Origin of the sequence: Dietzia cercidiphylli (genome assembly GCF_014145145.1) — a bacterium.
Lineage (GTDB): Bacteria > Actinomycetota > Actinomycetes > Mycobacteriales > Mycobacteriaceae > Dietzia > Dietzia natronolimnaea.
In genome coordinates, this window is sequence record NZ_JAALEA010000186.1 from 1 (window position 1) to 11,401 (window position 11,401).

The following is an 11,401-nucleotide window of genomic DNA, read 5'->3' on the forward strand; positions in this document are numbered from 1 at the left end:
GCCGCCGCGGATCTGGCGGCCCGCGAGGGCGACCGTGAGAGGGCCGAGCGTCTCCTCGACGAGGTGTCCGGCCGGCTGGACGAGGTCTCGGACGCCAGCGAGCGCGTCGAGTTGATGAAGCGCCGCGACGCGATCAGGCGCGATCTGAGCAGGGTCACGCCCAGTTCGGTCCCGTCCCCCGCACCTGCTCCCGCGCCCGCCCCCGCCCCGGCCCCCGGTCCGGGTCAGGGCCCCGCGACGCTCGTTCCCGGGGTGCCCGTGCCGCTTCCGTCCAACCTGATCCCGCCGCCGCCCCCCGGTATGCCGGTCATCCCGCTGCCGCTGGACGGGCTGCGGATCTCGACGACGCTGCAGATCCCGATCGACACCCAGCGGATCCAGGACTTCCTGGCGCCCACCACGGGTCGGCCGCAACCGGGCGAGGTCGACGGGACGGGCCCGGCGCCGTCACCGACACGGACCACCGTGACCCAGGTCCCGACGTCGGGGCCTGCGGCCACCAGCGCTCCGGCGACCACCCAGCCCACCAACTGACCCCCTCCCCGGTGGGGCGGAACGGGGAGGTAATTGCGGACCCCAGTGGTCGCGGACCGGTCGTGGCCGCGGCCCGGCGGGTCAGCGACGCCAGTAGAGACGACGCGGGCGCATCGTGCGCACCGCGTCGGCGTATCCGCGGCAGTAGTCCCACGAGACGTAGTCGTCCGGGATGGGGTCGAACGCGGGCTCGTGGGGCAGGAGTGAGCCGTCCTCCAGGAGCTGCATGAGGTTGGCGCGGAGCATGTCCCACTCGTGGTAGTGCTCCTCCGCGCAGTCCTCGCACTGCACGGCCACCCCCTTGACGCCGGTGGGGGCCAGGAGTTCGCGGAACTCCGCGAGATCGGCGAGGTCCTCCTCGATCGCACGGCGTTCCTCCGCGTCGAGCGGCCCGGAGGGGATGCCGTCGTCCACGGGGTCGAGCCCGGCCAGTTCCGAGGTCGGATCGTCCGGATCGCCGGCGAACGGGTCGGGCGGCATTCCGTGCCGTAGGGGATCGTTCACGCTCCCACCGTACCCGTGGGCACCACCTGGCGGGGCCGACGGTTCGAGCCCGGGACCCCGGACGCACTATCCTCGGACTCCAGACCCAGACGACCCCCAGGAGGACGGCAGATGAGCGAGTCGCGAGGCCCCGTGCGCACCGGCGGCGACGATCCCACCAAGGTCGCCATGGTGGGCCTGACCTTCGACGACGTGCTGCTGCTCCCGGCCGCCTCCGAGGTGGTCCCCAGTGAGGTCGACACGAGCACCCGGCTCACCCGGGACATCACGTTGCGGGTGCCGCTGGTGTCGTCCGCGATGGACACCGTCACCGAGGCCCGGATGGCCATCTCCATGGCCCGCCAGGGCGGGATCGGGGTGCTGCACCGCAACCTCTCCGTGGCCGACCAGGCGGCCCAGGTGGACACGGTCAAGCGGTCGGAGGCGGGCATGGTCACCGACCCGGTCACCTGTGCTCCCGCCAACACCCTCGCCGAGGTCGACGAGATGTGCGCCCGTTACCGGATCTCCGGCCTGCCGGTGACCGACGAGCGGGGCGAACTCGTGGGCATCATCACCAACCGGGACATGCGTTTCGAGGTGGACAAGTCGCGTCGGGTCGACGAGGTCATGACCCGCGCACCGCTCGTCGTCGCGCGGGAGGGTGTCACGGCGGAGGCCGCCCTCGGACTCCTGCGACGCCACAAGATCGAGAAGCTGCCGATCGTGGACGGCGACGGTCGCCTCACCGGGCTCATCACGGTCAAGGACTTCGTGAAGACCGAGAAGCACCCGGACGCCACCAAGGACTCCGACGGTCGACTGCGCGTGGCCGCGGCGATCGGGACCGGCGAGGACGCCTGGCAGCGCGCCGGGACCCTCACCGACGCCGGTGTGGACGTCCTCGTCGTCGACACCGCCCACGCCCACAACCGCAACGCACTCGAGATGGTCGCCCGCGTCAAGCGTGAGCTCGGCGACCGCGTCCAGGTGATCGGCGGCAACCTCGCCACCCGCGGCGCGGCCCAGGCCATGATCGATGCGGGCGCGGACGCGATCAAGGTCGGCATCGGTCCCGGCTCCATCTGCACCACCCGCGTCGTCGCGGGGGTGGGGGCCCCGCAGATCACCGCGATCCTCGAGGCCTCCGTGGCGGCCCACGCCGCGGGCGTCCCCGTGATCGCCGACGGCGGAATGCAGTACTCGGGGGACGTGGCCAAGGCGATCGCGGCCGGGGCGTCGGCGTGCATGTTCGGTTCGCTGCTCGCGGGCTGCACGGAGTCGCCCGGGGAGCTGATCTTCGTGGACGGCAAGCAGTACAAGGTCTACCGGGGGATGGGGTCGGTCGGCGCGATGCGCGGCCGGGGCAAGCCGGGGCAGGAGAAGTCGTTCTCCAAGGACCGCTACTTCCAGGACGACGTGCTGTCCGAGGAGAAGCTCGTCCCCGAGGGTATCGAGGGACGGGTGCCGTACCGCGGCGACGTCGCGCAGGTCCTGCACCAGCTCACCGGTGGACTGCGCGCGGGGATGGGGTACACGGGATCGGCCACGATCCCGGACATGAACCGCGCCCAGTTCGTCCAGATCACGGCGGCGGGGCTCAAGGAGAGCCACCCCCACGCGATCCAGATGACCGTCGAGGCCCCCAACTACAACGTCAAGGACTGAGGGCGCGTGCGCAACGTCGTGGAGATCGGAATGGGCCGTGAGGCCCGACGGATGTACGGGCTCGGCGAGGTGGACATCGTCCCCTCCCGACGCACCCGCAGCTCCAAGGAGGTGTCGACGGCCTGGCAGATCGACGCCTATCAGATGGACCTGCCCGTGATGACCCACCCGACCGACGCGGTGGTCTCACCCGAGTCGGCGGTGGAGTTCTCGAGGCTCGGTGGCCTGGCCGTCCTCAACGGAGAGGGCCTGTGGGCGCGCCACCAGGATCCGGAGGCCGCGATCGCCGAGCTGCGCGAGCTCGCTCTCGAGGACGTGACCGGCCACCGGGCCGTGGCGCGTCTCCAGGAGCTGCACCGCGCCCCGATCGACCGCGAGCTGCTCGCGGCGGCGGTCCGGCGGATCCGGGACGAGGGCGGCACGGTCGCGGTCCGGGTGTCCCCCCAGCACGCGCGCGACCTCACGCCCGGTCTGGTCGCGGCCGGGATCGACCTGCTCGTCGTCCAGGGCACCATCATCTCCGCCGAACACGTGAGCGGCGAGGACGAGCCGCTGAACCTCAAGGACTTCATCCACGAGCTCGACGTGCCGGTGATCGCCGGCGGCGTGGTGGACTACAAGACCGCCCTGCATCTCATGCGCACGGGTGCGGCCGGTGTGATCGTGGGTTACGGCGGCGTCGAGGGGGTCACCACCACGGGTTCCGTGCTCGGGATGGAGGTCCACATGGCCACCGCGATCGCCGACGCGGCGGCCGCGCGACGCGACTACCTGGACGAGACGGGGGGCCGGTACGTGCACGTACTGGCCGACGGCGACATCTACACCTCGGGTGACATCGCCCGTGCGGTGGCGTGTGGCGCCGACGCCGTGGTGTTGGGTCCGTTGCTGGCCGGGTCGTTGGAGTCCCCGGGGCGGGGTGTGTACTGGGACGCCGTGTCCGCCCATCCCAAGGTCCCCCGTGGACACGTGGCGGAGATCGACGACGAGACGGCCCTGGCGCCCCTGGCAGAGGTCCTGGAGGGGCCGACGAGCGTCCCGGACGGAACCCGGAACCTCATGGGTGGCCTCCGTCGCGCGATGGCCAAGTGCGGGTACTCGGACGTCAAGGGATTCCAGAAGGTGGACCTGTCCGTCCGCCCCTGACGCGGTGGACAAAACGGGAGCTACTGTCGGGTAGGTTCTTGGTGCTCGGGTACTGTGACCTACACCTCGACCACCAGGGAGCCCCACCATGACGTCACCCACGCCGTCGGCCTCGTCCACCGCCTCCACCTCGAGCCCCGACACGGATGTCCTCGTCATCGGGTCCGGGTTCGGCGGTAGCGTCACGGCCCTGCGCCTGTCGGAGAAGGGGTACCGCGTCACGGTGGTCGAGGCCGGTCGCCGGTTCGAGGACTCGGACTTCCCCAAGACGTCGTGGCGGCTCAACCGGTACGTCTGGGCGCCCAAGCTGAAGCTGTTCGGCCTCCAGCGCGTGCACCTGCTCCGTGACGTCATGGTCCTCGCCGGGGCGGGCGTCGGCGGCGGCTCGCTCAACTACGCCAACACCCTCTACAAGCCCACCTCACCGTTCTTCAAGGACCGGCAGTGGGGTCATATCACCGACTGGGAGGACGAGCTCACGCCGTTCTACGACCAGGGACGCCGCATGCTCGGAGTGGTCACCAACCCCACCCACACCCACTCCGACGAGGTCATGAAGTCCGTCGCCCGCGACATGGGCGCCGAGGACACCTTCGTCTACACGCCGGTCGGGGTGTTCTTCGGGGAGAAGACCGGGGGAGAGGGCAAGCCCGGCGAGACCGTCCGGGACCCGTACTTCGGGGGCGCGGGCCCGGATCGGACCGCCTGCATCGAGTGCGGCGAGTGCATGACCGGCTGCCGGCACGGGGCCAAGAACACCCTGCTCAAGAACTACCTCGGCCTGGCCGAGCGGGCAGGGGCCCGGGTGCTCGACCGTACGACCGTCAGCGGCGTGACCGAGCGGACCGACGGCACGTGGGAGGTGACGCTCGAGCGCACCGGCGCCTGGACCAGGTGGGGTAAGCGCGTCACCACCGTGACCGCCTCGCACGTGGTGATGGCGGCAGGCACCTGGGGTACCCAGCACCTGCTGCACTACGCCAAGGACGACGGCTCGTTGCCCCGGCTCTCGGGCGCGCTCGGGAAGCTCACCCGCACCAACTCCGAATCGATCCTCGGGGCGATGCGCCCCAACTACCTTCCGGAACAGGACTTCTCGGAGGGCGTGGCCATCACGTCGTCCTTCCATCCCCGGTCCGACACCCACATCGAGCCCGTCCGCTACGGCAAGGGCTCCAACGCCATCGCGATCCTGCAGACCCTGCTCACGGACGGTGACGGACCGCTCCCGCGGTGGCGCACCCTGGTCAACGAGGTCCGGCGCAAGCCGAGCATGTTCCTGCAGCTGTTCTACCTGCGGCGGTGGAGCCAGCGGTCGGTGATCGCCCTGGTCATGCAGAACCTCGACAACTCGCTGGAGACCTCGGTCAAGCGCCGCGGCCCATTCCGGTACGTCACCAGCAAGCAGGGCCACGGCGAGCCCAATCCGACCTGGATCCCCGCCGGAAACGAGGCCACCAGGCGGATCGCCGAGAACATCGGCGGCCTGGCCGGCGGGACCTGGGGCGAGATCGCGAACATGCCGCTCACCGCCCACTTCCTGGGAGGATGTGCGATCTCCGACTCGCCCGAGAACGGCGTCGTGGACCCCTACCACCGGGTGTGGAACTACCCGACGATGCACATCGTGGACGGGTCCGCGATCTCCGCGAACCTCGGTGTGAACCCCGCGTTGAGCATCACCGCGCAGGCCGAGCGGGCCATGTCGCTGTGGCCCAACAAGGGCGAGGCGGACCCCCGGCCCGCGCAGGGCGAGCCCTACCAGCGCGTGACCCCGGTGGCTCCCGTGTCGCCGATCGTCCCGGAGGCGGCGCCCGGCGCGCTGCGTCTGCCGATCGTCGGGGTCTCTAGTGGGGGTGCTCCCGCTCGCGCGTGAGCTCGAGCAGTTCCTCGAGCCCGGCCCCGATCCCACGGGCGATCACGTCCGGGTCGGGCACGAGGTGCTCGCACGAGATCACGCCCAGGTCGATGTGGCCGTCGATCGACACACCGGTCACCGACAGCCCCGCACCGTGTAGCAGCGGGCCGAAGGGGTGCATGTGGGTGATCCGTGCGCCGAGGAAGTAGAGCGGCTTCCGGGGTCCGGGCACGTTGGAGATGATCAGGTTGTAGATCACCGGGTGGACGTCGGCGAGTCTGAGCGCCTCGTACAGCCGCATGCCCACGTCGAGGAGACCGCGGGGGCTCATCCGTCCCCAGTTGTCCAACAGGGTCGGCCGGATACTCCCGGCCTGCTCCTTTGCGGTCGCCGACGCGGAGACTATCCGGTGGTGGCGATCGAGCGGATCGGGCAGATCCGTGGCGAGGGAGGCGAACATCGCCGAGACCTGGTTCGCGCCGCCGGTCGCCAGATCCGCGCGGGTGGACATGGGGACGATCGCGACCATCGAGGAAGTGGGGGCGCCACCCCGGTCCTCGAGGTAGGACCGGACCGCGCCGCCGACCACGGTGAGCAGGACGTCGTTGACCGTGCCGCCGAGTCGCGCGGTGACCTGCTTGACGGCCCCCAGGTCGAGTGTCACGGTGGCCACCGCGCGGTGCGGGGTGAGGGAGCGGTTGAACAGGGTCCGCGGCGCCGTGAAGGGGGCGGGCATGGACGGGCCGCCGCCCGACCGGCCCCGGGCCCGCTTCATCGCCATCGGTACGGACAGCGTCTCGGGCAGGAGGCGGAGGAACGCCAGGGGTCTGCCGATCAGGTCCCGCGCGCCCCCGGCGATGAGCTGGACGGTGTTGGCGCGGCCGACGTGGGTACGGACGAGTTCGGGATCCTGGGTGGGCGTGGAGGCGTCAGTGGCGGCGAGGGTGGCGAGCATCTCGGCGCCGAGCATGCCGTCGATGAGCGCGTGGTGGACCCGGCAGAACGCGGTGACGGCGGGAGTTGCCGGATCACCCCGCTCGATGATCCACACCTGCCACAGCGGGTGGGAGCGGTCGAGCGGCGTGGAGGCGAGCCCCCCGCACGTGGCCAGAAGGTCGTCCTCGCTGCCGTCCGGACCGAGCGTGATCCGGTGGACGTGACGAGTGATGTCGAAGTCGAAGTCCTCCACCCATGCCGGGTGTCCCAGGTTGAGGCGGAGTCATGGATCCTGCGCCGGAACGGGGGGACGGACTTGACCCGCCGGGCGAGTCCGGACCGGAGTCGCTCGAAGGAGTACCCCTCGGAGATGGTGGAGACGTCGAGGTGGACCACCCCGTTGATCACCATCATCTGCTCGTCGGTCTCGAGGTACAGGAAGCTGGCGTCGAGGCCGCTCATCCGTTCCACGGGTCACCCCTCCTCGGTCGTCGTGGACCCCGGTTGGTTCGTCCCGGTGTCCTCGGCCCCGGCCGCCGTCTCCCGGGTCAGTTCGAGCAGGCGGTCCATCGATTCCCTCAGCCCGGTGGCGAACAGTTCGGGGTCGGGCACGAGGTGCTCGCACGCGTTGATCCCCACGTCCAGCTGGCCGCCCAGGGACATGGCGGTGACGGACAATCCGGAGCCGTGCATCAGCGGACCCAGCGGATACATGTGCTTGACCCGCGCGCCGAGGAAGTTCAGCTTTCTCCTGGGGCCGGGGAAGTTGGAGACGGTGAGGTTGTGCACGACCGGGTGCAGATCGGCGAGGTTGAAGTCGCCGTACAGGCGCATGAGCAGAGACAGGGGCGCGGCCGGGGCCAGGTTCGCCAGGTCCTGGATGAAGTCCGGGCGCATCCCGCTCTTCGTCTGCTTCTTGCCCCGTCGGGTGCGCGCGGACACCGCCCGCAGACGCTCGAGCGGATCCTGGATGTCGGTCCCCAGGGAGGCGAACAACACGGTCACCCTGTTGTTGCCCTGGGGCCCGTCGTCCCCCGGGTGGAGACGGGGACCACGGCGATGAGTGGCTTCTCGGGGAGATCGTCGTGGAATCGCAGGTATCGACGGAGTCCGCCGCCCACCACGGACAGGAACACGTCGTTGACGGTCACCCCGAAGGCGGTCTTGACCTCCTTCATCTCCGACATGTCGAGCGTGGTGCCCCAGACCGCCCGGTGCGGGGTGATCGTCGCGTTGAACCGGGTCCTCGGGGCGGTGAACGGCGCAGCCCTGGGGATCGGGACGTCGCCGGCCTCCTCGGTGAGGTCCGGCCTCTCCACCACGGTCTCCTCCTGCCCGGCCTTCTTCTCCGCCGTCGCCCTGCGCAGTCGGAGCGGTAGCATCGCGGCCTCGGGGAGCAGGCGCGCGATGGTGAGTGGGCGTCGCACGTAGAAGTCCCACAGCCCACCGGTGACCAATTGGATCGGGTTGGCGCCACCGGCCTGGATCCGCACGAGGTCCAGGTCGCGGGAGGAGGGCTTCTGCCCCGCGGCACTGAGCTTGCGCAGGATCGCGGCGCTGCTCGTGCCGTCGAGCAGTGCGTGGTGGGCGCGGAAGAAGACGGCCACGGTGTCCGGCGCGGACAACCCCTCGAGCACCCACATCTCCCAGAGCGGCTTCGACCGGTCGAGCGGGCGACTGCTGATGGTCCCGCACATCTCGAACACGGCGTTCTCGTCACCCGGGGCGTCCACCTCGACGCGACGGACGTGCTCGGTCACGTCGAGGTCGTACTCCTCCACCCACGCGGGGTGCCCGAGATTGAGAAGGGAGTCGTAGATCTTGCGGCGGAACTCGGGGATCTCCTTGACGCGCCGTGCGAGCTCCGTCCGGAGCCGCTCGAAGGAGTACTCGAACTCCAGTCCGGAGACGTCGACGACGAGGATCCCGCCCACCACGAGCTTCTGTTGCGAGGTCTCCAGGTACAGCAGGCTCGCGTCGAAGCCGGTCATCCTCTCCATCGGTGTCCCCCCATTGATGGTGTCGGCCACACGCCTCGGCCGTGATGCGCTCCATTGTGAACACCCCGGGGGCGAAAGTGGCCGAGTTCGGCGGAGTGGCCACGGGGCCTAGACTCTGGTCCGTGGCCGAGAACGCACAGACCGACTCCCAGATCACCGCCGGAACGACAGGAGCCCCCGCCCCGCCGCGGCCGGTGCTCGTCGTGGACTTCGGCGCCCAGTACGCGCAGCTCATCGCGCGACGGGTGCGCGAGGCGCGGATCTACTCCGAGGTGATCCCGCACACCGCGACGGTGGAGGAGATCCGGGACAAGGACCCGGTCGCCCTGATCCTGTCCGGGGGGCCGGCCAGTGTCTACGCCGACGGTGCCCCTGCGCTCGACCCGGCCGTGCTCGAGCTCGGGTTGCCGGTCTTCGGCATCTGTTACGGCTTCCAGTCCATGGCGGGTGCGCTGGGGGGCGAGGTCGCGCACACCGGCAACCGCGAGTACGGGCGCACCGAGGTGGGCGTGTCCGGTGGGGTGCTGCACGCAGGACTTCCCGCGACCCACCCGGTGTGGATGAGTCACGGCGACGCGGTCACGTCGGCGCCCGAGGGATTCACCGTGACCGCCTCGTCCGCCGGCGCCCCGGTCGCGGCGTTCGAGTGCGTCGATCGACGGATGGCCGGCGTCCAGTACCACCCCGAGGTCCTGCACTCGCCCCACGGGCAGCAGGTGCTCACCCGCTTCCTCACCGAGATCGCGGGCCTGCAACCGACGTGGACCGCGTCCAACATCGCGGAGCAGCTCGTGGAGGCCGTCCGCGACCAGATCGGCGAGGGCCGCGCGATCTGCGGTCTGTCCGGCGGCGTGGACTCCGCCGTGGCGGCCGCGCTGGTCCAGCGGGCGATCGGTGACCGGCTCACCTGCGTGTTCGTCGACCACGGGCTGCTGCGCGCGGGGGAGCGGGAGCAGGTGGAGAACGACTTCGTGGCCGCCACCGGAGCCCGCCTCATCACGCTCGACGATTCGGAGATCTACCTCGGCCACCTCGCCGGTGTCAGCGACCCCGAGACCAAGCGGAAGATCATCGGTCGCGAGTTCATCCGGTCGTTCGAGCGGGCTGTGACGCAGGCCCTCGAACTCCAGGAGTCCGGGGACGGCGTGGACGCCTCGGTGGATTTCCTCGTCCAGGGGACCCTCTACCCGGACGTCGTCGAGTCCGGCGGGGGTGCGGGGACGGCCAACATCAAGAGCCACCACAACGTGGGCGGCCTGCCGGACGACATCGAGTTCTCCCTCGTGGAGCCGCTGCGCCTGCTGTTCAAGGACGAGGTCCGCGCCGTGGGTCGGGAACTCGGGCTGCCGGAGGCGATCGTCGGCCGGCACCCCTTCCCCGGGCCGGGCCTGGCCATCAGGATCGTCGGAGCGGTCGACAAGGACCGGCTCGAGACCCTGCGCGCGGCGGACGCGATCGCGCGCGAGGAGATGACCGCCGCCGGGCTCGACGCCTCGGTGTGGCAGTGCCCGGTCGTGCTGCTGGCCGACGTGCGCTCCGTGGGCGTCCAGGGCGACGGTCGCACCTACGGCCACCCGATCGTGCTGCGACCGGTGAGCTCCGAGGACGCCATGACCGCGGACTGGACGCGCGTGCCGTACGAGACGCTCGCGCTGATCTCCAACCGGATCACCAACGAGGTCCCGGACGTCAACCGGGTCGTGCTGGACGTGACCAGCAAGCCGCCGGGCACCATCGAGTGGGAGTGAGTCGGGCCCGGCTCTGACGGATCTGCCCCCGGCTTCGACGGGGTCAGCGGCGGATGACCATCGCCAGACCGACCAGGACCAGCAGTACCAGTGACGCGGTGATCACCACGGTCGTCGTGATCACCGGTGCGCCCAGGGTCGCCCACACGGCGACCCCCAGCGAGAGCAGCCCGGCCACGGCGAGCACCGGCGATCCGGAGCCCTCGCGCCGCGCCACCGCGTCCGTCGCGGGCTCGGGCTCGTAGGCGACCCCGTACCCGGGGGAGGCGCCGTACCCGGTGGGGGCCGCGTACGCGGGGGCGACGCCGTACCCGAACCCCTGCGGGTCGGTGAAGCCGGTGCCGTAGGGGAGCGGGTCGTGGAGCGGCTGGTCGGGGCGGGTGGTGGTGTCGGAGTGCAGGTCGTGGCCGGTCATCTCGGTGCTCCCGGTGGGTTGCGGTTCGGTGGGGTCGGTCTGATCGTCGTCGGGCCGGGCGTTCACGGCGTCACCACGATGCTGCCGACGCCGGTGTACACGCTGAGGGTCAGGACGGGGCCGGAGGCATCGCCGGACAGGCCGGTCGGGCAGTCCGTGCTCCCGAGGTCGGTGGTGCAGTTCGTGGTCACGGCGACCCCGTCGGGCAGCAGCACCTGCACCTCACCGACGTTGTTGGCGATGCTGTAGCTGCGGTCGCGGTCCAACTCCAGCTCCCGCATGTCCACGGTGATGCTGCCGATCCGGTGGTTGATCGGGGCGTCCAACTGAGCGGGGTCGGTGATCTCGATCAGCTGTTCCCCGGTGCCCTCCCAGCCGCCGTCGGGCACCTGGACCAGGGAGGCGAGCAGGACGAAGCCGGCGAGGGGGCCGGCGACGACCAGCAGTCCGTGTCCCCGGCGGGTGACGGCGCCGACGAGCAGGCCACCGGCCACCACGGCGAGCGCGATCGCGGCGATCCTCGTGGCGTCGAGCCAGACCACCCCGCCCAGGGTGGCCAGTCCCACGGCCACCGCCACCGCGATGAGCGCCAGGCCGAGGGTGACCTTGGTCA

Annotated in this window: 9 protein-coding genes and 2 pseudogenes; 5 read left to right on the forward strand and 6 right to left on the reverse strand. The window is 70.7% G+C overall.

All coding sequences use genetic code 11. The annotated features are described in order from the left end of the window. Positions 1 to 534, forward strand: a pseudogene (locus G6028_RS07315) (hypothetical protein); the annotation flags it as partial. A gap of 81 nt (positions 535 to 615) precedes the next feature. Here the strand turns inward: G6028_RS07315 and G6028_RS07320 are convergent. Next, on the reverse strand, positions 616 to 1,038 hold the full coding sequence (locus tag G6028_RS07320; protein WP_370650868.1) for a DUF5319 domain-containing protein: 423 nt from the start codon (positions 1,036 to 1,038) through the stop codon (positions 616 to 618). A 111-nt stretch (positions 1,039 to 1,149) separates the two neighbouring features. Between G6028_RS07320 and guaB the strand changes: the two genes are divergently transcribed. The 3 genes from guaB to G6028_RS07335 all read left to right on the forward strand — a co-directional run bounded on the left by guaB (position 1,150) and on the right by G6028_RS07335 (position 5,707). Next, the gene (gene guaB / locus G6028_RS07325) at positions 1,150 to 2,685 is read left to right on the forward strand and encodes an IMP dehydrogenase (protein WP_182609355.1); all 1,536 of its coding nucleotides are present in this window, start codon (positions 1,150 to 1,152) and stop codon (positions 2,683 to 2,685) included. Between the two features lie 6 nt (positions 2,686 to 2,691). Next, the gene (locus G6028_RS07330) at positions 2,692 to 3,831 is read left to right on the forward strand and encodes a GuaB3 family IMP dehydrogenase-related protein (protein ID WP_179524693.1); all 1,140 of its coding nucleotides are present in this window, start codon (positions 2,692 to 2,694) and stop codon (positions 3,829 to 3,831) included. An 88-nt stretch (positions 3,832 to 3,919) separates the two neighbouring features. Next, the gene (locus tag G6028_RS07335) at positions 3,920 to 5,707 is read left to right on the forward strand and encodes a GMC family oxidoreductase (RefSeq protein WP_182609354.1); all 1,788 of its coding nucleotides are present in this window, start codon (positions 3,920 to 3,922) and stop codon (positions 5,705 to 5,707) included. Here G6028_RS07335 and G6028_RS07340 read toward each other — a convergent pair. The 3 genes from G6028_RS07340 to G6028_RS17630 form a co-directional block, all read right to left on the reverse strand. Next, a complete protein-coding gene (locus tag G6028_RS07340) occupies positions 5,679 to 6,896 on the reverse strand; it encodes a wax ester/triacylglycerol synthase family O-acyltransferase (protein WP_241730608.1) in 1,218 nt (405 codons plus the stop codon). The genes G6028_RS07335 and G6028_RS07340 overlap by 29 nt on opposite strands. Before the next feature lie 203 nt (positions 6,897 to 7,099). Continuing rightward, positions 7,100 to 7,630, reverse strand: coding sequence for a WSD1 family O-acyltransferase (locus G6028_RS17625; RefSeq protein ID WP_338404169.1), 531 nt, complete (start codon positions 7,628 to 7,630; stop codon positions 7,100 to 7,102). Continuing rightward, positions 7,627 to 8,616 carry a wax ester/triacylglycerol synthase domain-containing protein gene (locus G6028_RS17630; RefSeq protein WP_241730607.1) on the reverse strand — a complete coding sequence of 330 codons (990 nt, stop codon included), beginning with the start codon at positions 8,614 to 8,616 and terminating at the stop codon, positions 7,627 to 7,629. Before G6028_RS17630 ends, G6028_RS17625 begins: the two co-directional genes overlap by 4 nt. Before the next feature lie 161 nt (positions 8,617 to 8,777). Between G6028_RS17630 and guaA the strand changes: the two genes are divergently transcribed. Further along, complete coding sequence (gene guaA, locus G6028_RS07350; RefSeq protein WP_182658476.1) at positions 8,778 to 10,373, forward strand: glutamine-hydrolyzing GMP synthase; 1,596 nt, start codon at positions 8,778 to 8,780, stop codon at positions 10,371 to 10,373. Positions 10,374 to 10,416: 43 nt separating this feature from the next. Here the strand turns inward: guaA and G6028_RS07355 are convergent, their stop codons facing one another. Next, the gene (locus G6028_RS07355; protein ID WP_182658475.1) at positions 10,417 to 10,854 is read right to left on the reverse strand and encodes a hypothetical protein; all 438 of its coding nucleotides are present in this window, start codon (positions 10,852 to 10,854) and stop codon (positions 10,417 to 10,419) included. After that, positions 10,851 to 11,401, reverse strand: a pseudogene (locus G6028_RS07360) (PspC domain-containing protein); the annotation flags it as partial. The gene G6028_RS07355 and the pseudogene G6028_RS07360, both read right to left, overlap by 4 nt.